Origin of the sequence: Bartonella vinsonii subsp. arupensis OK-94-513 (assembly GCF_000278235.1) — a bacterium.
GTDB lineage: Bacteria > Pseudomonadota > Alphaproteobacteria > Rhizobiales > Rhizobiaceae > Bartonella > Bartonella arupensis.
The window spans coordinates 1,014,515-1,035,878 of the sequence record NZ_JH725037.1 but is presented as its reverse complement, the minus strand read 5'-3'; the positions used below and the strand labels follow the sequence as shown (position 1 = coordinate 1,035,878).

Below are 21,364 nucleotides of genomic sequence, written 5' to 3'. Positions count from 1 at the left end.
AATAAGGGATAAGGTTTATAGGTGTCAGGTTATTTTATCACATTTGAAGGCGGGGACGGAGTAGGAAAATCAGTGCAAGTTCATAATCTTTATGAGCATCTTAAGGACAAGGGCTATGAAGTTATTATGACACGAGAACCAGGAGGGACGCGAGGGGCAGAAGCAATACGCTATATTTTATTGTCGGGCCAAGCCCAACAGTATGGGCCTTTAATTGAATCTGTCTTGTTTACAGCTGCACGCATCGATCATGTTACCGAGGTAATCGCACCTGCTTTGCAAAAAGGAAAAATCGTCTTATGTGATCGCTTTGTTGATTCTACACGTGTTTATCAAGGACTCAATAATAAAATAAGTTCTTCTACTCTTTCTGTTTTAGAACGTGTTGCACTCAATGGAATCATGCCTCATTTGACATTTTTATTAGATATATCGGCAGAATATGCTATGGAACGTGCGAATACTCGAAGGTTTTTGGAAAACATAGATTGTATAAGTAAAAAAGCAGAAACAATTGATTATTTCGAAAAAGATAATTTGGAAATTCAAGAACAAAGACGCAAAGCTTTTCTTCGATTGGCAGAACAAGAGCCTCATAGATTTCGTGTGATTGATGCAACGGATACAATGCCCGTTGTTGCAGATCAAATAAAAAGTATTTGTGATCAAGCAATGATGGACCATTTTATATGAGTGATGTAAATACTTTACGTCAATATGATGATATCGATACAGTTTTATCACCTTCACAGAATAATATGATTTTTGGTCATGAGGAGGCACGCTATTTTTTGGCGCGAATGCATAAAACTGGACGTTTGCATCATGCGTTATTATTTGAAGGAGAGCAGGGGATTGGAAAAGCCACATTGGCGTTTCATCTTGCTTGGAATATTTTAAGCTCTCAAAAAGGCAATTTCTTGCAACCAGAGCATAATTCTCTTATTTGGCGCCAAATGACTAAAGGCAGTCACCCTAGTCTTTTACATATTTCACGTCGCTTTGATTTAAAAACGCAAAAATTCAAAACGGGTGTACTCATTGAAGATATCCGCGACGTTATGCATTTTTTAAATCAAACATCGCAAGATAATGGATGGCGTATTGTTATTATTGATCCCGCGGATGATATGAATAAAAGCGCCGCTAATGCCATTCTTAAAACGCTTGAGGAACCTCCTAAAAAGACTTTATTCATTCTTATTACCCATTCTCTAGGACGATTGCTCCCAACAATTCGTTCACGATGCCAAAAAATTTCTTTGCGGCCGTTGCATAATGATGAGATGAAAAAAGTCCTTACACATATCTTTTCCCATCAGGATTTACCTGATGAAAAAACTATTGAAATGGTTATAGAAAGATCCAAAGGAAATCCCAGAAAAGCTGCTTTGCTTATTTGCCATGGTGCTTTTGAAATCGTTAGAACTATTGATAATCTCTTGGAACAATCTGTTTGTAATCCAACAGTTGTACACACTCTTGCACAAACACTTTCATCTCTTTCTTCGGCTATTCAATTTCAACAATTTTGTGATGAAATTCTTGATAAAATTCAAAAAAAAGCTATCATGCTTGTTGAAAAAGGAGAGTTGGCTCTCTCAAAAAAATATGCGCAAGCATGGCAGGAAATTCTTTATGAGATAGGGGAAATGCAATCATTTAATCTCGATAAGAAGCAATTTATTATTAACTTGCTTTTTAGAGTTCATAAGATCATTCGCGAGGGTGCGCTTTTTCCGTGACAATGTGATTAACAAGCGTTATGTCAGTATATCTTTTATTGCCTTTCACAATGAGTATGACATGCGTGATACATATTACATAACAACTCCAATTTTTTATCCCAATGGCTCTCCACATATTGGTCATGCCTATAGTGCAATTGCAAGCGATGTTTTGGCCCGTTTTCAACGATTGGATGGCAAAAGTGTATTTTTTCTCTCGGGTACGGATGAGCACGGTTTAAAAATGCAACAAACTGCGGCAGGATTAGGTATAACACCTAAACAGCTTGCAGATCGCAACAGTGCAGTATTTCAAAAAATGCTTGCAGTATTAAATTGTTCTCATGACGATTTCATCCGTACGACAGAAGAGCGCCATAATCAAGCTTGTCAAGAAATTTGGAAAAAGATGGAAACGAATGGCGATATTTATCTTGGCCGTTATAGTGGTTGGTATTCGGTTCGTCAGGAAGCATATTATGAAGAAAAAGATACTGAAATTGGAGAAGATAACATCCGTCGTGAAAAGGAGTTAGGCTCTCCAGTTGAATGGAACGAAGAAGAGAGTTATTTTTTCAGACTTTCACGTTATGAAAAAGCCCTTCTTGAACATTATGAAAAACATCCTCATTTTGTTGCTCCAATCGAGCGACGTAATGAAGTTATAAGTTTTATAAAATCGGGTTTAAAAGATATTTCTATTTCACGGGCAAGTTTTAACTGGGGAGTTACTGTTCCAGGAAATCCGAAGCATGTGATGTATGTCTGGGTTGATGCACTCACAAATTATTTGTCAGCAATTGGCTTTTTTGATGAAAATTCAAAAAAACGTAATTTTTGGCCTGCAAACACGCATATTATTGGTAAAGATATTCTTCGTTTTCATGCTGTCTATTGGCCAGCATTTTTAATGTCTGCGGGAATTGAATTGCCTAAGCATATTTTTGCTCATGGTTTTTTACTTAATCGCGGTGCAAAAATGTCAAAGTCCATTGGAAATGTTGTTGATCCTTTTGAAATGGTCGATCACTATGGTCTTGACCAGTTTCGTTATTTTCTTCTTCGTGAAGTCCCATTTGGACAAGACGGTAGTTATAGCCATGATGGTTTTGTAAATCGCATTAATGCCGATCTTGCTAATGATCTTGGTAACTTAGCACAGCGCTCTTTGTCTATGATTGCCAAGAATTGCAATGCAAAAGTTCCTATACCCGCTACATTTTTAGTTCAAGATGAACAGCTTCTAGAACAATCTCTTCAAGCGCTTAAAACTGTACGTCAAACTATGTCTTCTCATGGAATGCATTTAGCACTTTCAGCTATTTTTTCAGTTGTAGCAGATGCTAATCGCTATTTTGCCAACGAACAACCTTGGAGTTTACGGAAAAATAATCCAGAAAGATTTTCTACAGTTCTCTATATAACATTAGAAATTTTGCGGCGGATAGGAATTATGCTCTTGCCTTTCATTCCACAATCAGCTGCTAAGCTTCTTGATAGTCTTGCGATTGCTGAAGGAGATCGGCTATTGCATCATATTAGCCATTCAAGAATTCAAGAAGGTCGCGATCTTCCACCACCAGAACCTATTTTCCCTCGGTATGTTCTTAAGAAAGACGATACTTATCATGTTGATTGATACCCATTGTCATCTTGATTTTGAAGATTTTTCAAAAGATTTGAATGATGTTATCCAACGGGCTTTAGATGCCAACGTTAAACGTATGATAACGATCTCAACACATGTTCATAAGTTGGATAAGCTTTTAGCAATTGCACAAACCTATGATCAAGTCTTTTGTTCCGTGGGTACACATCCCAATAATGCTCATGAAGAACAAAATATTACAGCTGAAGAGCTTATTCATTTCTCAAAACATCCAAAAATCGTTGCATTTGGGGAAGTTGGTCTTGATTATCATTATGATTATTCTTCACCAGAGGAGCAAAAGAAAGTTTTTCGAGAACATATCATTGCTTCTCGAGAAACACAGCTTCCTCTTGTCATACATTCACGCAATGCCGATTCAGATATGGAGAAAATATTACGAGAACAGATAAAAGAAGGTGATTTTCCATTTGTACTTCATTGTTACTCATCTGGGATGCAACTTGCCCGTGCTGGACTTGAACTTGGTGGTTATATTTCTTTTTCAGGTATTCTTACTTTTAAAAATGCGCTTGAAATCCGTGAAATAGCAAAAATTGTGCCTCATGAGCGTTTATTGGTGGAAACAGATGCACCATTTTTAGCCCCCATTCCTCATCGAGGAAAAACAAATGAGCCATCTTTTGTACGCTATACAGCAGCTATTTTGGCTGAAACAGTTGGCTTAAGTACTGAAGAAATAGCTCAGATAACAACGCACAATGCTTTTCGTTTATTTAGCAAAATGAAATAAGGCAAAGGTTATGTGTGATAAGTACCGATTTACAATATTAGGCTGTGGTCCCTCTCCGGGAGTGCCACGCCCTAATGGTGATTGGGGAGCTTGTGATCCTAATAACCCTAAAAATAAACGTTACAGAAGTTCTTTATTGGTCGAACGTATTCATACATCAGGAAAGAAAACAACAATTGTTATTGATACTGGTCCAGATTTTCGATCACAAATGATTGATGCCCATGTGAACCATCTTGATGCTGCACTTTATACGCATTCTCATGCAGATCATATTCACGGTATTGATGATTTGCGCAGTTATGCACTTGCACAAAAATGTTTAATAGATATTTATGCCGATATGTTTACGCTAAAGCATTTGAAAAATGCTTTTGGATATTGTTTTCAAAAACCAAAAGGTTCTTCTTATTCACCTATTTTAAAAGAGCACCTCATCAATGAAGATAGTCAATTTATTATTCATGGGCAGGGTGGAGCAATAATTGTTAATACGCATTTGCAATGTCATGGGAATATCCATTCTTTAGGTTTTCGTATTGGCAATGTTGCTTACTGTACAGATGTTAGTAAATTTCCTGAGGAAACATTACCGAAATTAATGAATTTAGATGTATTGGTTATTGAAGCCCTTCAATTTGAAACTCATCCAAGTCATCTTTCCGTTGATCAAGCATTACAATGGATAAAATACTTAAAACCCAAACAAGCCATACTTACACATATGGATAGATCGCTTGATTATAATGACGTTGTAAATTATGTTCCATCACATGTTAAGCCTGCATATCAAGGACTTATTTTTGAAACAGAAGCACAAGCCTAGTACTAAATATTTCTGTTAACTAAGAGATTCTTTAAAATTCTAGCCTTTATTTTGTTTTATTTCCGCACTAATTATGTCTTTTTTATGTTAAGATGAGGTTTTTATGTATAAGTATTTTAAGCGGGTAACATGCTCTATGATTTTAGCGATTTCCTTGTCAGCATGTGGGGGACGTGTAGAAAAAAACATTTCAGTGACAACATTACATGATGGAGCAATGAGTTGCGCTGATATTCAACGAGAATTTTTCGCTAATAAACGTCAAATTAATGATACAATTGTAGAGCGATCTAAGGCAAGAAACAAAAATGTAGCTTTAACAGCAGCAAGTGTTGTATTTGTTCCTGCTTTATTTTTTCTAGATGTAAAGTCAAGCGAAAGCAATGAAATCTCAGCTTTAAACAACCGTAATGCTGTTTTAAGTGATCTCGCACATATGAAACGTTGTAAATTACTACAACAATAATTTTTTATTATTATAGAATATTTGCTTTTTGGCTTTAAGTAATATTACTTAAAGCCAAGTTTTTTGAATATAGTATTTAAATTTTTATTATTTAAGTACTTGTCAAATTATTTTTAATACTTAACAAACTTTCGCCATAATTTTGTTTAAAGTATGAAAAGTGCGATTTAAATGTGATTAATGTGTCTAAAGAAGGGTTTTCTGTTTCTATTCTAGATTTAGATTATGCTCTTATTTTTCACATCATATTATCGCATAATATATATTATGGAACTTTTTAAGGAAACAAGAGGGGTATATTTTATGGCACCAGCACTCTGGGGAACTATAGCAACATTATTATGGATATTTTCAACAAAAGCCACTAGCGTTTGGGATTTGTGGTGGGTACCTTTTTCTTTATAATCTTTAAAGAAAGATTGAAACACTAAAAATCGGGCCAGTCTATTCTGGTCCGAAAACTTTATTGCAACATTTAGTAATCTTTTTTATGATTTCTTTTTAAAAAGATTATCATAATAATTTGTATTATTACAAAAGTTAAAAATAACATTCCATAAAGCGCTGCAAATAATTGATAATTGGAATAATACATTATTAGTGTTTCGGTAAATGCTGTAATGCACCATAAAACAATTCCCCACAATGAATACATCCAAAGTCCAATTACGGCGATAGGATAAACAATGGCCAATGTGATTGATACAAATTGCCACTGCCACGGCATAAGATCAAAACGCCATAAAACGCCCGGAAATACACCAACAAGACGTACCCAATAAAAAACACTTAAACCTAAGCAAATGAGCGCCAAAAAACGCAAATAACACTTATAAATTAAATTGATTTTTGAAATTTGTTTTTGAGGATTATTTTTCAAAATAATAATTCTTTTTCAATAGGTTGAAAATAAGCATTTATCATGTCATCTGTCACAGATGAAAGTTTGTTTGGTTGCCATTTAGGTGTTTTGTCCTTATCAATTAACATTGCACGCACACCTTCATAGAAATCATGTGAATTGATCATATGATGTGCAATGCGGTTTTCAATTTTTATACAATCTTCCAAAGTTTGAGATGGATTTTGTTTCATTTGTTTCCAGATAATTTTTAAACTTGTAGGAGAACGTGACTGCAAAATATCATAACATTCTTTGGCAAATAAGATGCCTTCATTGCTTTTTTTATGGAGCAATTCAATACATTCCTCCAACGTATCTACACCAAAACAAGTACGGATAACAGTGCGTGTTTCATGACTTGTTTCATAGTCTTTTGTAATTGCGTGTTTTTCTAAAGCTAACTTAGGATTTCCTTGCTCAATAATAGCTTTTTTAATGTACTCTAATTCAACTTCAGGAACAGCATGTGTTGCTAATCCTAAATTTAAGCAATCACCCCATTTTATGCGCGCACCTGTCAATGCAAGATAAATGCCAAAGTAATTGGGAAGAGATGGTAAGAAAAAGCTTGCGCCAACATCTGGAAAAAATCCAATAGCCCCTTCTGGCATAGCAAAAAGTGCATTTTCTGTAACAATTCTATGTGAACCGTATATAGAAATACCTACCCCTCCTCCCATCCAAATCCCATTCAAAAAGGAAATATAGGGTTTTGGGAAACGCTTAATATAAGCATTTAAGCGATATTCGTCACTGAAATATTGGTAAGAAGAATCCTTTTTTCCCATATGGTAGATTTCTACCACATCGCCGCCAGCACAAAAAGCACGTCCCTCTCCTTCAATTAAAATGCAAGAAACATCGTTATCTTTTTGCCACGTATTGAGAGCTTTTTTTAAAGCAAAAACCATGCGTTGATTAAGAGCATTTAATGCAAAAGGGCGTGTGAGTTTTATAACACCAGCATGCCCTTCTTTGGTAAAAAAAATATCATCACCCGCCCCAAAATCAATTTGCATTTTGTACCCTGCCTAAAATCTTTATCTTATTGTTTTTTCTTATTTTTAGATCCCAATTGAGGAAAGAGTTGCATGATAGCACCAATGCAATACATATAAATACCTGTTATTGAAATTCCTATTTTAACCCAATAGGGAGCATCAAGTTGGTAAAAAAATGCGGCAACACCAAAGGAACACCATAAGAGAAAAATCGGAAAATTAAGCCACCGTAAACGAATGACTCTTACTGGATGAATAAAATAAATTGGTAAAAAAGATATGATTGCCGATAGGGCAATAATGGTAAAAGTAATCCACTCCCCTGGCTTTACGACAAAAAGCATAAAAACCATCATATTCCAAACGACAGGAAATCCTTTAAAAAAGTTTTCCTTGGTTTTCATTCCAGTATCTGCATAATAAATAGCTGATGAAATAACAATGATAGCGCTCAATAAAAATGATAATCCTGCCCCCATCAAACCACTTTGATAAAGCGCAAAAGCTGGAATGAGGACATAAGTTACGTAATCAATAATATTATCTAAGAGTTCTCCAGACCATGTTGGCAGTACGTATTTAACATCAAGTTTGCGCGCAATCGGCCCATCAATACCATCAACGAGAAGTGCTAGTCCAAGCCAACAAAACATAGCAGTCCACTCTTTTTGAGATGCCGATATAAGAGAAAGAAATGCTAAAAACGAACCTGAAGCTGTTAGTAAATGGACCGAAAAGGCCTTTGCTTGTGGCATTGTTACTTTTTTATGGCGCAATAGGTCGGCATTCGTTTTGATTTTTTTTGTTAGCTTACGTTTCAAGGTTTTCTTATCCTCGTTTCTAAAGTTTTCATCCATATATCAATACGCCATTTCTACTTATGGTATCCTACTGTAAAAAAATCATAAAAAGGTTACTTTTTTATATCGCATATTTATTACATAATATAATAGAAAAACTTCATATATTAAAAAGAGATTATTCATTTAGAAATGGTAAAATATTTAATAAATGAGAAAAGGCTTAAACAGTTGTGATATTTGAAAAAAACGAACATAAAGATATTGCTGTTATTGGTGCAGGGCCAGTTGGTATGTTAGCAGCACTAAAACTTGCACATAAGGGCTACTCTGTTTGTCTTATTGGTCCACCAGCTCATACAGATGAATTACGGACAACAGCTCTTATGATGCCAGCAATACGTACGCTCAAAAAACTCAATATTTGGAATATTCTCAAACGTTATGCAGCAGCTTTATCATTCATTAGAATCATAGATATAACCTCTAGGATTGTGCGTGCTCCTACTGTAAATTTTTCTTCTGCTGAAATTGGTGAAGAAGCCTTTGGTTATAATATACCTAATGTAGAGTTAAACAATGCTCTAGCTGATTCTGTTATGCATACGCCTAATATTACAAGATTTGTTTCTTTAGCAAAATCTTTTCTTTATCAAAAAAATCAAGTATGGATTACTCTTGCAGATGATAGAGTTATCCAAACCTCACTTGTTGTTGCTGCTGATGGGCGCAACTCTCTAACACGAGTGGCAGCAGGTATAGGTATCAAACAGTGGAATTATCCGCAAAAGGCACTTGTTCTTAATTTTTCTCATGATCTTTCTCATCAAAATACATCAACGGAATTTCATACAGAAAATGGTCCATTTACACAGGTTCCACTACTAGGAAAAAGATCTAGTCTTGTATGGGTTGTTAGTCCCTCTCGTGCTGAAGAATTATTGAATCTGGAATCGAAAGCAATTGCAAAAATAATCGAATATCAGATGCAATCAATGCTTGGATCATTGAAATTAGAAACTCCAATTCAAGTATGGCCGCTTTCTGGACTTATCTCTCATTGTTTTGCTGCCAATCGAACGATTTTAGTGGGTGAAGCAGCCCATGTTTTTCCTCCTATTGGAGCGCAAGGATTAAATTTAGGATTTCGTGATGTTCAAACTTTGATTGATATTTTACCTAATCAACTATCCGATTCTAAATTTGAAATGATTATGGCAAACTATAATAAATGCCGCAAACCCGACATATTAATCCGAAGCAGTGCTGTTCACACACTCAACTCTACTTTACTTTCTAATATGTTGCCTGTTCATATCATGCGAAGTGTTGGACTTGGATTATTACGTAATTGCTCACCGTTACGTAATTTATTTATGCGAGAAGGAATGTATCCGAATTACGGATTTAAAGAAATTATAAAAATATTCTCCAAAAATTTTCATTAATATAACAAAATGATGCTGATGAAATAAAACAATAAACAACGGCGGAAAAAACGATTTCAGTTCATCACCATAATTTAAAATTTACGTCATTAAGCATAATATTGAAAATAAAATAGTCTTGGGAACCTGTTAGCAATACAAAGGTTTAATAGAATATTGTTTTAACAGGTGATGACAAGATGAGATTAAGTAAAAGCCTAAAATTAAGTATTTTTTTTATAGCGATTATATGTCTTTCATCTATAGTTACAGCGTCAATAAGTAAGATTATTTATGCCCCCTATTGTCAATCTTCTGTGTATAGTTTTACCAAAGATCTTACTAAACCAGGACAAAATTCATTTACTGCTTCGCAAATTAAAAACTGTCTCATGCAAAATGGTTTCAGAGATATTAAACGATTGCGTTTAGATGATAAAGGGATTTGGCGCGCTCTAGCAGAATTTAAAAAATACTATTTTCTTGTATCAGTAGATTATTCTGGAACAGTGAGCGTTCAAAATAAAAGAAAAAAATATGATTCATTTTAAAATTCATAGAAATGTTGTTTCTAACAACCCTCAGAGATTTTTTTTAAAAAAAATCTATTATTCTCTTAAAGAGCCTTCTTTTATTGGAAGTTTAAATGGCAGTGTATCAGGAGCCATTGCAGCAATTCTCGCGGCTTATGGTTATATTGCCCTACCAGGATTTGGTCCAATTATCACAATGGGTATAAGTGTAGCATTTTGCACTGGAGCGATAATTGGTGCAATGATCGGATTAATAATGGGAATTCTGATTGGTATATTTTGTACCTTTATTGAAGGCAAATGTACATTACGATAGTTAAATTTCATAATAAATAAAATTTTTATAAAAAATAATTAACAAGTTATACATCTTGAGTTTATGAAAACTTCTTTAGAAACATCTCCTAAAAAATGTAGGTAAAATGTCTATAAAATCTGTATATTCATTTGATAGGGGAGAGCGTTTTAGATATGCTGAAAGATGTGTAAAGAGAATTATTTTGAGTTTATAATTTTCTAAGAAACTATGATTTATCAAATTTAAGGTAAGCATAAAATTACATATATGTAGAAAATGTTTTTATCATTATGATATTTATTTTATATTTTAGTAACAAAAATTTATTTAAAATAAGTGTAAGGAGGTGCTACATGAATAAAATTTTCTTTTTCTTTTTAGCTTCAGTAACATTTTTATCTAATAACACTACTGTATTAGCAGAATCTATGCAGGTGAAAATTTATGAGCTAGAAAATAATAACAAAAAATCTATTGGTACAATTGAAATTGAAGAAAACACATATGGTTTAATTTTTGTGCCAAATTTATCCACCCTACCCGAAGGTTTACACGGTTTTCATGTGCATGTAAATCCTTCATGTGATACGAAAGATGGTGTAATTGGTGGTGCAGCAGGTGGACATTATGATCCACGTCATACGGATAAGCATCTTGGACCTTATAATATTAATGGTCACTTGGGTGATTTACCTGCCCTTTATGTTGATGATAAAGGACGATCAACAATGAGCATTCTCGCCCCACGTATTAAAAAACTTTCAGAGATTAAAGGGCGCTCATTGATAATTCATTTAGGAGGAGATAACCATTCAGATAACCCATTACCGCTTGGCGGAGGTGGTGCGCGTTTGGCATGTGGTATTATCGAAGAATAAACTTAAAGTCGTGATGAGCTATGGAAATGTGCATTTTTCCGTAGTTCCTCTTAGCCATATGGAATGTTCTAAACCATCTTTATAATGTTCGAATGCATTGCCTGTATTATAAGGTGGATCGATATAGATACATTTCACCTTTCCATATATTCTTATTCAAGCGCTTTGAGAGCAAGCAAATTATCACCAAAAACGAGTTTATTATCAAAAATATCCTGAGCGGATACTTGATGCGCTGCATGATAAGATTTCTCAAGATCTTCCAATAAAATACGAGGTTCGAGTTTTGGACGTCTTTCTTTTCCGATCCAAGTAAGTTCTAATTTTCGTTTACGATACCCCATTTGATGTTCTCAGTTTAAATGCTTGCAAAAAGTAAACATGCTCACTTATTGAGTGAGCTAAACCAAACTCCTTAAAGTATTTAGTACCATCCAACAGCAATTTGCGCTTCTTCTGACATACAATCAGGTGTCCATGGTGGATCAAAAGTCATAGTAACTTCGACATGCGAAACACCTTCAACTGCACTTACAGCATTTTCCACCCAACCAGGCATTTCACCGGCAACAGGACAGCCTGGTGCTGTAAGTGTCATTTCAATTTTTACTGAACGATCATCTTCAATATCAATACGATAAATCAATCCGAGCTCATAAATATCAGCAGGAATTTCTGGATCATAAACTGTTTTAAGAGCGGCAATAATATCATTCGTCATACGATCAATTTCGTCTGCTGGAATTGCTGATATGTGAGATTTTTTATTTTTGCTTACAGTCTCATCAGATTCCGTAGAATGACACTCTTCAATTGATTCAGCCATTAAAAAATGTCCTTGTTTCTCTTAATGCGTCCACTAATTGATCAATATCCTCATGGGTATTATACATAGCAAGCGATACACGACAAATAGATGTTAAACCAAAGCGTTGTAATAAAGGCTGCGCACAATGTGTCCCCGCGCGTATAGCGACCCCTTTTCTATCAATAAACATAGCAATATCATGTGCATGAATACCTTCAATTGTAAATGATAGAATAGCCCCTTTATTGGGAGAGTGACCATAAATCCGTAATGTTTCAACCGTTTCAAGCTTTTCATGTGCATAGGCTAACAATGCTTTTTCATGTGCATAAATAGCATTCCTGTCTTTTTCTTGCATATAATGAATGGCTGCAGCCAATCCAACAGCTTGAACTATGGGAGGTGTTCCCGCTTCAAAGCGGTAGGGAGGAGCATTATAAGAAACCTTATCAGTTGTCACATACTCGACCATTTCCCCTCCTCCTTGAAAAGGAAGCATTTCTTCTAGTCGATGTTTTTTACCATAAAGAACACCAATGCCTGTGGGACCATAAAGCTTATGCCCCGTAAAAACATACCAGTCACAATCAAGACTTTGCACGTCAACTGTTAAGTGCACAGCACCTTGAGAACCATCAACAAGAACAGGAATAGCATTTTGATGTGCTAACTTAACAATCTCTTTAACAGGAGGTACAGTCCCTAATATATTAGACATATGCGTAATAGCAATCAGTTTTGTTCGATCACTTAAAGCTTTTTGGAAATCTTCAATATGTAAAATACCTTTGTCATCAATGGGGACAAAAATGAGTTTTATACCTTTTCGTTCACGAAGAAAATGCCAAGGAATAATATTTGAATGATGCTCCATAATGGTAAGGACAATTTCATCTCCTTCTTTTAACTTGGACATAGCCCAACCATAAGCAACAGCATTAATAGCTTCAGTTGCATTTTTCGTAAAAACAATTTCCTCAGCTGTTTGAGCATTTAAAAAAGCACGAACTGTTTCACGGGCATTTTCATAAGATTGTGTTGCCGCATTTGCTAAAAAATACATTCCTCTATGCACATTGGCATAATTACATTGATAGAAATTATCCATTGCATTAAGCACTGATTGTGGTTTTTGAGCAGAGGCACCATTATCAAGATAAACTAACCTCTTTCCATAAACTTGATGGTGTAAAAGAGGAAAATCACGCCGAATTTTTTCTACATCATATCCTAATGTTTGTACGTCACTTCCCATTTTTTTACCTTAAACATTTTTTTCTAACCATCTGCTAATAATATTTTCCAAAATAGTGTGAATATCATTTTGTTTGATGTCCTCAATAAGCTCGAAGACAAATCCTTTAATTAAAAGTGCACGAGCGACTTTAAAAGGAATACCGCGTGCCATGAGATAAAAAAGATGATCATAATTAATATTAGCAACTGTCGCACCATGACCACACGCAACATCATCAGCAAAAATTTCTAATTCAGGCTTTGCATTAAATTCTGCTTCATCTGAAAGTATGAGGCTATTACAGGCCATGCGTGCATCTGTTTTTTGAGCTTTTTGAGCAACAGCTATCATTCCTTGGAAAACACCAACTGCCTTATCTGTAACCACATTGCGTATAATTTCTGTTGAGGTTGATTTTTCTTCAACGTGACGAACAGTCATCGTAAGATCGCTATGTGTTTGTCCTGATAATAAATTTATGACTCGCAATTGAAAATCAGCTTCCTCTCCTTGTAACTCAACATCAATTTCTTGACGATTAAGTTGACTCCCTATATTAATCACATAGAGTGATAATTTTGCTCCTTGACCAAGAACAGCATGAAATCGGCCAAACTGCGTGGAATTAAAACCACGATTTTGAATAATGATCCATGTAACATCGCTATAAGGAGCAACATGTAATGAAGATATCGAACTAACAAAGGTATTTTTATCATTGCCAATCTGATGTTCAACAAACATGACTTGACAGTTTTTCTCAATTTTTATGTCTGAAAAAATATGAGATTGTCCACCCATTTGAATATTTTGTAATTCAATGGGAACATTTAATTTTGTATTTTCAGGAATATGAAAAAGCCAACCATCAGTAACAAAAGCTGTATTTAATTGCCCAACAAAATCTTCATTAGAAATAATTTGGTCTATCTTTACAGAATTTTCTTTTAATGCATCGGCAAGACGTTTTACCGTAATATTTGTTATCTTTGGCTGTATAACAGTTTTTCCATTTTTAATAGAAAAGATAGTACTTTCTGAAAGTAATGCTTCAACAAATTGCTCATCATTTATTTCTGATAAACCACTAACAGATTTCAGTAACGTGCGCAAATTCGTATAATGCCAACTTTCAATTTTACGTGAAGGAAGCCCTGTTTTTTGAAACAGTTCAATAGCTTTTTTGCGAACTGCTCGCACACCACTATCGCCAGGTAAACTGCTTATACATTGGTTAAAATTATTGAGTATATCTTTTTCAACTGCTAACAATTCTTGCTGTCTATTCATATTCAATGATCTCAAGCCGCTTCACTAATCAGGTCAGCATATCCATTTTGTTCTAAATAAAGCGCTAATGATTTATCTCCGCTTTTAATAATTCGTCCTTTATAAAGAACATGTACCGTATCAGGAACAATATAATTAAGCAGGCGTTGATAATGGGTAATAACCAAAAATGAACGCTTTGAATCCCGAAGTTTATTAACACCATCTGCAACAATTTTTAACGCATCAATATCTAAGCCGGAATCTGTTTCATCTAAGATGCAAAGTTGAGGTTCAAGAAGCGCCATTTGTAAAATTTCAGCACGTTTTTTTTCTCCACCTGAAAAACCTACATTCAATGGTCGTTTTAACATGTTCATATCTATTTCAAGTTTTGAAGAAGTTTCTTTAACATATTTTATAAATTCAGGAATTTTAAGCTCTTCATCACCACGTGCTTTGCGTTGAGAATTCATCGCAACTTTTAAAAACTCCATTGTTGCCACTCCAGGTATTTCCATTGGATATTGAAATGCAAGAAAAACACCATATGTAGCACGTTCTGCTGGATCCATTTCTAAAAGAGATTGTCCATTATAAAGAATATCACCTTCTATCACTTCATAATCATCACGACCAGCAAGTATATAAGACAAAGTTGATTTTCCAGCTCCATTTTGTCCCATGATAGCAGCAACTTCACCATCATGAACAGTCAAGTTTAAACCGCGAATAACTTCTGTATCGGTCCCAGCAATACGGGCGCGCAAATTTTTTATCTCTAACATAATTTAATCCTGTTCCGGCTCTTTTACTTCAAGAGTGCTCTTTACCTAAAAATTATCCCACACTACCTTCAAGGCTGATGCCAATAAGTTTTTGTGCTTCAACAGCAAATTCCATCGGAAGTTTTTGAATCACTTCTTTTACAAAACCATTCACAATGAGTGCGATAGCTTCTTCTTCAGGAATTCCTCGCTGCATAACATAAAAAAGTTGATCATCAGAAATTTTTGATGTTGTTGCCTCGTGTTCAAATTGAGCTGTCGCATTTTTTGCTTCAATATAAGGTACGGTATGGGCACCACAATCATTACCAATTAATAAACTATCACATTGTGTAAAATTGCGTGCATTTTGCGCCTTTCGATGTGCTGTCACCTGCCCCCGATAGGTATTGTTTGAAAAACCAGCAGAAATGCCTTTTGAAACAATACGACTTGATGTGTTTTTCCCCAAATGAATCATTTTTGTTCCGGAATCGATTTGCTGATAACCATTTGCAACAGCAATAGAATAAAATTCTCCACGCGAATTATCACCACGCAATAAGCAAGATGGATATTTCCAAGTAATTGCAGAACCCGTCTCGACTTGTGTCCATGAAATTTTAGCGTTATCGCCTCGACAATCTCCACGCTTTGTTACAAAATTGTAAATTCCACCTTTACCATCTTTATCGCCAGGATACCAATTTTGTACTGTAGAATATTTAATTTCTGCATTTTTGAGGGCAACAAGTTCCACAACAGCAGCGTGCAGTTGGTTTTCATCACGTTGGGGAGCTGTGCATCCCTCAAGATAAGAAACATAAGAATCTTCATCTGCAATAATTAATGTTCGTTCAAACTGACCTGTATTGCGTTCATTAATCCTAAAATAGGTTGAAAGCTCCATAGGACAACGAACTCCTTTGGGAATATAAACAAAGGAACCATCTGTAAAAACAGCTGCATTTAAAGCAGCATAATAATTGTCACCAGCAGGCACAACCGTTCCTAAATATTGCTTAATGAGAGCAGAATGTTCAGCAATAGCTTCTGAAATAGAGCAAAAAATAACACCAGCACGTGCCAACTCTTTTTTAAATGTCGTTACAACAGAAACAGAATCAAAAACTGCATCAACAGCTACTTGTCCTGATGCATAAATACTATCATCAAAAGTAGAGGGATCGGACTGTTTTCTTACCCCTGCCAAAATTTCTTGTTCCTTGAGGGGAATACCAAGTTTTTCATAGGTCGCCAACAACTCAGGATCCACTTCATCCAAAGATTTCGGTCCTGTATGATTTTTCGGAGCAGCATAATAATATAGTTCTTGGAAATCAATTTTGGGGTATTTAATACGTGCCCAATCAGGCTCTTGCATTGTTAACCAACGACGAAAAGCTTGTAAACGCCATGTCAGCATCCATTCAGGTTCATGTTTTTTAGCAGAAATAAATCTGATAATATCTTCATTTAAACCTTTTGGGGCTTTATCTGTTTCAATATTGGTTTCAAACCCATATTTATATTGATCAACATCTATTTCGCGTACTTGGCGTATTGTTTCTTGTACTGCCGGCATAAATTTTCTCCATTTTTGGGCATCAAGAACCGGTAAAAGTCTTGTTTCCTCACAGAACTAAAGTGAGCAATTCGTCTTCTAGGCTATATACAAAGTGGGAAAATTTCAATCAAGCTTATTTGATTTTTAAAATAATTCTAATTTATAAGCATTAAATGAATAAGTTCTGCATCTTTCTATTACTAATAATTTGAGAAAAAGACAATAAAAAATCATCAATATCTTGAGATGTTGTGCCACGTCCTATTGAAATACGAATTGCTCCATGAGGGACATCATGCCCCATTTCTTTCAGAACTTTGCTTTGTTTCACTTTTCCCGAAGAACAAGCAGAACCTGCTGATACAGAAAATCCTGCCAAATCAAAGCCAATTTGCAGAGTTTCAGCTTTTATATTGCGCACAGTGAAATAAGTTGTGTTTGGCAAACGCTGAACGCGTTTGCCAAAAATCTCAACATCACGAGATACTTTCTGTATTCCATCTTCTAATTTATTGCGTAAGAATATTAATTGTTCTCTCTCTTCTTGTGTGAAACAATCAGCCATTGCAGCTCCAAAAGCAGCAATAAGCGGCAACGCTTCTGTTCCTCCACGCAAACCTTTTTCTTGCCCTCCCCCCACAATAAGAGGATATGGCATCAAAAGATTCCCACATGAAACAAAAGCACCAATTCCTTTTGGCCCACCAATTTTATGCGCAGACAATATAAAAAAATCCCCTCCCATCTGATGAATTTGGACAAAATTTTTGTCTATATATTGCGTTAAATCGACAATAAGAATTCCTCCGAAATCTCTAACGATAGCAGCTATTTCTTTTATTTGTTGAACAACTCCAGTTTCACTATTGGCAGCTTGAATTGCAACAAGAGGAAGCCCTTTTATTTTATCGTGAACCGTTAAGAGAGAAACTAATTTATCTTGTTGAATGAGACCATCCTGATCAACAGCAACAGTACTGATCAATTCTTTAGGAAAACGTCCCCCTTCTGCAACAGATGGATGTTCAGTTGCCCCAATGTAAAGATGAGAAAATTGAACTTTAGAGCTTCCCATATTATAAAAGGGCGTTAATAAAGTCATCGCTGCTTCAGTTGCGCCAGATGTAAAGACAACGTGATCTGGATTTGTGTTTAGATTTTCAGCGATTTGTCGGCGCGCTTTTTGCAATAAAGCCTTAGCAGCACGCCCTTCCGTATGAACAGATGACGGATTACCAAATATCTCTAAAGCTTCCAGTAATGCTACTCGCGCCATTTTTTTGAGCGGTGTTGTCGCATTATGATCAAAATATCGGCGTTTTATAACCATTTTACATCGCAATCATTAAGCAATATCAATTGATTTTAAAAAAAATAGTGCAATTTTCTTGAAAAATGCACTTTAAAAAGAATATCTATTAATAAATTGAGAGATTCTATGGTAAAAGTCGGCAAAGGTCAATGAGGACCTTTATAGCATTTAAGGAGCATTTAATGCCAGAAATTATTTTTAATGGTCCCGCAGGTCGACTTGAAGGGCGTTATCAGCCTTCACAACAAAGAAATGCACCAATTGCGATTATTTTACATCCTCATCCCCAATTTGGTGGCACAATGAACAATAAAATTGTTTATGATCTCTTCTACATGTTCCAACAACGCGGTTTTACTACATTACGTTTTAATTTTCGTGGTATAGGCCGCAGCCAAGGTGAATTTGATTATGGAATAGGAGAACTTTCAGATGCCGCAGCTGCACTCGATTGGGTGCAAACACAACATCCTGATTCTAAAAATTGCTGGGTAGCTGGATATTCATTTGGTGCTTGGATTGGTATGCAGCTTTTAATGCGCCGACCAGAAATTGAGGGCTTTATATCCGTTGCACCTCAACCTAATGTTTATGACTTCTCATTTCTTGCTCCTTGTCCTTCTTCTGGGCTTATAATTCACGGCGGTATTGACAAAGTTGCTCCCCCAAAAGATGTACAAACACTTGTAGATAAACTAAAAACACAAAAAGGTATCACCATTACACAAGAAATACTGGAAGGTGCTAACCACTTTTTTAGTGGATGTAATAAAGAGCTTATTGAACGATGTGCACAATATTTGGATAATCATATTACAGGCGAATTTCTCGCTCCTCCTCCTGAAATACTTTCACTTTCCTAAGAGAGCTAAAATTTATAGAAATGAAAAAAGCTATTCTAATAATGACAAGAAAGTTCATTTTTATACTATTTCCTAGCTTTCTCACATCCATTTACGTTAAAAAATAAAAAATAGCTCCTTCATTTTTCAATGAAAAGCATTTTTCCCTAAAGTGTAATAACATTTGTTTTCATAACTCAATTTCTCATTCTCTTGTGAGGACTGTATTATTTATGGTAGGGAAAATGCATGAACAATCCATTGTATAAATGAATATAATTTAAAATTAGGATACCAAAACTGTGCTTGCCTTTAAATCTGATTTTTTACACATTATGAGTGAACGTGGCTTTATTCACCAAATTTCGGATGAAAAAGGCTTAGATGATCTTTTTTCAAAAGAAGTTGTAAGCGCTTATATTGGATTTGATCCTACAGCATCAAGTTTACATGCTGGAAGTCTTCTTCAAATTATGATGCTTTATTGGTTACAAAAGACCGGTCATCGTCCCATTGTTTTGATGGGTGGAGGGACAGGATTGATAGGTGATCCTTCCTTCAAAGATGAAGCACGACGCTTGCTAACACAAGATGATATAACTACGAACATTGCTAATATTAAAAAGGTATTTGCGAACTATTTAACATTTGGTGATAAAAAAAATGATGCATGCATTGTCAATAATGCTGAATGGTTATGTAATTTGAACTATTTAGAATTTTTGCGTGACGTAGGAAAACATTTTTCTGTCAACCGTATGTTATCATTTGATTCTGTTAAACTAAGACTTGAGCGTGAACATTCTTTGTCATTTCTTGAGTTTAATTATATGATCCTACAAGCTTATGATTTTGTTGAACTTTATAAGCGTTATGGACTGCGTGTGCAAATAGGTGGTTCTGATCAATGGGGTAATATTATTAACGGAATTGAATTAGGACATCGCTTAGAAACAATACAGTTATATGCATTAACTTCCCCATTACTGACAACGTCTTCTGGTGCTAAAATGGGTAAATCATTAAATGGTGCTGTATGGCTCAATGCAGATATGCTTTCACCTTATCAGTTTTGGCAATATTGGCGTAATACAGAAGATGCTGATGTTACACGGTTTTTGAAGCTTTATACCGCTTTGCCGATGGATGAGATTCAAAAACTTTCTGTATTGCAAGGAACTGAAATTAATGAAGCAAAGAAAATTCTTGCAACAGAAGTTACTGCTATGTTGCATGGACGCAATCTTGCCGATGAAGCAGCCGAAACTGCTCGTAAAACCTTTGAAGAAAAAACACTCGGGAAAAACCTTCCAACTGTTGAGATTAACGCTACGAAATTTAAAACAGGTATTGGGGTGCTCACTCTTTTAGTACAAGCAGGACTAGCTAAATCTAACAGTGAAGCTCGTCGACATATTCAAGGTGGAGGTGTACGTATCAATGACCAAATCATTGAAAATGAAACGCACCTTATAGTTGAAGAAGATATCGATGCGGAGGGAATAATTAAACTTTCCTTCGGTAAGAAAAAACATGTTTTAATAAAACCACTATAATTTTTTCTCATTTTTTCAATTCAATCCCTATGATATAATACGCTCCATAGGAAAAATAAAAAATCTTTGAAATAAATACGAGAAAATTAAATGGCTGCTTCTTTACGTATTCTTATACGTGCTACACAGAAAAGAAAGATAAAAAATAATGAAAAAATCGATAAAAGGTACTCTAGCTCCTGATTTTGATTTACCACGCGATGGTGGGGGTAAATTACGTCTTTCTGATCTTCAAGGAAAAGCTGTTGTCTTATATTTTTATCCAAAAGATGATACCAGTGGGTGTACGAATGAAGCGATTGATTTTACGCGATTGAAGACAAAATTCGATGAAATTGGAGTTGTTGTTATTGGGGTATCTCCAGACAATGTTAAAAAACATGATAAATTCAAAACAAAACATGAACTTGATATCATCCTTGTTTCAGATGAAGAAAAAATGACTCTTGAGGCTTACGGTGTTTGGGTTGAAAAAAGCATGTATGGGCGAAAATATATGGGAGTTGAACGAAGCACCTTTCTAATTGATTTAACTGGAAAAATAATAGAAGAATGGCGCAAAGTTAGTGTCCCTGGACATGCCGATGAAGTGTTTGCTGCTGCACTTTTATATCATAATGGTTTATAAGTTTTTTTATTCAAACATCTATAAGATGTAAAAATCATCCTCTCTATTGGCTTTAGTGAATTTTGGTATCCCACTGAAATAAATATAGAAAATAATCAATCTATAGATCTTAATGA

At 35.1% G+C, this 21,364-nt stretch carries 22 protein-coding genes and 1 pseudogene; 13 read left to right on the top strand and 10 right to left on the bottom strand.

The window, feature by feature from the left end:
• Positions 1–21: 21 nt before the first annotated feature.
• The 6 genes from tmk to ME1_RS04510 all read left to right on the top strand — a co-directional run bounded on the left by tmk (position 22) and on the right by ME1_RS04510 (position 5,421).
• Positions 22–693, top strand: coding sequence for a dTMP kinase (gene tmk / locus ME1_RS04535; RefSeq protein WP_004863885.1), 672 nt, complete (start codon positions 22–24; stop codon positions 691–693).
• Positions 690–1,745: a DNA polymerase III subunit delta' gene (locus ME1_RS04530; RefSeq protein WP_004863883.1), complete on the top strand. Its 1,056-nt coding sequence runs from the start codon at positions 690–692 to the stop codon at positions 1,743–1,745. The genes tmk and ME1_RS04530 overlap by 4 nt, the downstream gene beginning before the upstream one ends.
• A 61-nt stretch (positions 1,746–1,806) precedes the next feature.
• Positions 1,807–3,366: a methionine--tRNA ligase gene (gene metG, locus ME1_RS04525; RefSeq protein ID WP_004863880.1), complete on the top strand. Its 1,560-nt coding sequence runs from the start codon at positions 1,807–1,809 to the stop codon at positions 3,364–3,366.
• A complete protein-coding gene (locus ME1_RS04520) occupies positions 3,356–4,129 on the top strand; it encodes a TatD family hydrolase (protein WP_004863877.1) in 774 nt (257 codons plus the stop codon). The genes metG and ME1_RS04520 overlap by 11 nt, the downstream gene beginning before the upstream one ends.
• A 10-nt stretch (positions 4,130–4,139) precedes the next feature.
• A complete protein-coding gene (locus ME1_RS04515) occupies positions 4,140–4,955 on the top strand; it encodes an MBL fold metallo-hydrolase (RefSeq protein WP_004863875.1) in 816 nt (271 codons plus the stop codon).
• A gap of 103 nt (positions 4,956–5,058) precedes the next feature.
• Positions 5,059–5,421, top strand: a complete 363-nt coding sequence (locus ME1_RS04510) for a hypothetical protein (protein WP_004863872.1) — start codon at positions 5,059–5,061, stop codon at positions 5,419–5,421.
• Between the two features lie 475 nt (positions 5,422–5,896).
• Here ME1_RS04510 and ME1_RS04505 read toward each other — a convergent pair whose 3' ends face one another.
• Genes ME1_RS04505 through pcsA form a run of 3 tightly spaced genes read right to left on the bottom strand, consistent with a single transcriptional unit; the run spans position 5,897 to position 8,183 of the window.
• Positions 5,897–6,301 carry a DUF6163 family protein gene (locus ME1_RS04505; protein WP_004863869.1) on the bottom strand — a complete coding sequence of 135 codons (405 nt, stop codon included), beginning with the start codon at positions 6,299–6,301 and terminating at the stop codon, positions 5,897–5,899.
• Positions 6,298–7,344 (bottom strand): enoyl-CoA hydratase/isomerase family protein, encoded by a 1,047-nt coding sequence (locus ME1_RS04500; protein ID WP_004863867.1) that lies wholly within the window; start codon positions 7,342–7,344, stop codon positions 6,298–6,300. Before ME1_RS04500 ends, ME1_RS04505 begins: the two co-directional genes overlap by 4 nt.
• Positions 7,345–7,370: 26 nt before the next feature.
• A complete protein-coding gene (pcsA, locus tag ME1_RS04495; RefSeq protein WP_035008905.1) occupies positions 7,371–8,183 on the bottom strand; it encodes a phosphatidylcholine synthase in 813 nt (270 codons plus the stop codon).
• 176 nt (positions 8,184–8,359) lie between these two features.
• Between pcsA and ME1_RS04490 the strand changes: the two genes are divergently transcribed.
• The 4 genes from ME1_RS04490 to sodC all read left to right on the top strand — a co-directional run bounded on the left by ME1_RS04490 (position 8,360) and on the right by sodC (position 11,262).
• On the top strand, positions 8,360–9,574 hold the full coding sequence (locus ME1_RS04490; protein WP_004863859.1) for a UbiH/UbiF family hydroxylase: 1,215 nt from the start codon (positions 8,360–8,362) through the stop codon (positions 9,572–9,574).
• A 179-nt stretch (positions 9,575–9,753) separates the two neighbouring features.
• On the top strand, positions 9,754–10,104 hold the full coding sequence (locus ME1_RS04485) for a hypothetical protein (protein WP_004863855.1): 351 nt from the start codon (positions 9,754–9,756) through the stop codon (positions 10,102–10,104).
• On the top strand, positions 10,091–10,402 hold the full coding sequence (locus tag ME1_RS04480) for a hypothetical protein (protein WP_004863853.1): 312 nt from the start codon (positions 10,091–10,093) through the stop codon (positions 10,400–10,402). The genes ME1_RS04485 and ME1_RS04480 overlap by 14 nt, the downstream gene beginning before the upstream one ends.
• Positions 10,403–10,737: 335 nt before the next feature.
• Positions 10,738–11,262, top strand: a complete 525-nt coding sequence (gene sodC, locus ME1_RS04475; RefSeq protein ID WP_004863847.1) for a superoxide dismutase family protein — start codon at positions 10,738–10,740, stop codon at positions 11,260–11,262.
• 51 nt (positions 11,263–11,313) lie between these two features.
• On the opposite strand, the pseudogene ME1_RS04470 reads toward sodC, so the two are convergent.
• The 7 genes and pseudogenes from ME1_RS04470 to ME1_RS04440 form a co-directional block, all read right to left on the bottom strand.
• Positions 11,314–11,606, bottom strand: a pseudogene (locus tag ME1_RS04470) (site-specific DNA-methyltransferase); the annotation flags it as partial.
• Positions 11,607–11,686: 80 nt separating this feature from the next.
• Positions 11,687–12,088 carry an SUF system Fe-S cluster assembly protein gene (locus tag ME1_RS04465; RefSeq protein ID WP_004863839.1) on the bottom strand — a complete coding sequence of 134 codons (402 nt, stop codon included), beginning with the start codon at positions 12,086–12,088 and terminating at the stop codon, positions 11,687–11,689.
• Positions 12,081–13,325: an aminotransferase class V-fold PLP-dependent enzyme gene (locus ME1_RS04460; RefSeq protein WP_004863835.1), complete on the bottom strand. Its 1,245-nt coding sequence runs from the start codon at positions 13,323–13,325 to the stop codon at positions 12,081–12,083. The genes ME1_RS04465 and ME1_RS04460 overlap by 8 nt, the downstream gene beginning before the upstream one ends.
• A gap of 9 nt (positions 13,326–13,334) precedes the next feature.
• Positions 13,335–14,597, bottom strand: coding sequence for a Fe-S cluster assembly protein SufD (gene sufD, locus ME1_RS04455; RefSeq protein WP_004863832.1), 1,263 nt, complete (start codon positions 14,595–14,597; stop codon positions 13,335–13,337).
• A gap of 11 nt (positions 14,598–14,608) precedes the next feature.
• The gene (gene sufC / locus ME1_RS04450; protein ID WP_004863829.1) at positions 14,609–15,364 is read right to left on the bottom strand and encodes a Fe-S cluster assembly ATPase SufC; all 756 of its coding nucleotides are present in this window, start codon (positions 15,362–15,364) and stop codon (positions 14,609–14,611) included.
• A gap of 52 nt (positions 15,365–15,416) precedes the next feature.
• On the bottom strand, positions 15,417–16,928 hold the full coding sequence (sufB, locus tag ME1_RS04445) for a Fe-S cluster assembly protein SufB (protein WP_004863826.1): 1,512 nt from the start codon (positions 16,926–16,928) through the stop codon (positions 15,417–15,419).
• Positions 16,929–17,079: 151 nt separating this feature from the next.
• Positions 17,080–18,240, bottom strand: coding sequence for a cysteine desulfurase family protein (locus ME1_RS04440; RefSeq protein ID WP_004863823.1), 1,161 nt, complete (start codon positions 18,238–18,240; stop codon positions 17,080–17,082).
• 164 nt (positions 18,241–18,404) lie between these two features.
• Here ME1_RS04440 and ME1_RS04435 point away from each other — a divergent pair, with 164 nt between their 5' ends.
• The 3 genes from ME1_RS04435 (at position 18,405) to ME1_RS04425 (ending at position 21,248) form a co-directional block, all read left to right on the top strand.
• On the top strand, positions 18,405–19,085 hold the full coding sequence (locus tag ME1_RS04435) for an alpha/beta hydrolase (protein WP_004863821.1): 681 nt from the start codon (positions 18,405–18,407) through the stop codon (positions 19,083–19,085).
• Positions 19,086–19,366: 281 nt separating this feature from the next.
• Positions 19,367–20,620, top strand: a complete 1,254-nt coding sequence (gene tyrS, locus ME1_RS04430; RefSeq protein WP_004863819.1) for a tyrosine--tRNA ligase — start codon at positions 19,367–19,369, stop codon at positions 20,618–20,620.
• 148 nt (positions 20,621–20,768) lie between these two features.
• Positions 20,769–21,248 carry a peroxiredoxin gene (locus ME1_RS04425; protein WP_004863816.1) on the top strand — a complete coding sequence of 160 codons (480 nt, stop codon included), beginning with the start codon at positions 20,769–20,771 and terminating at the stop codon, positions 21,246–21,248.
• Positions 21,249–21,364: the final 116 nt, after the last annotated feature.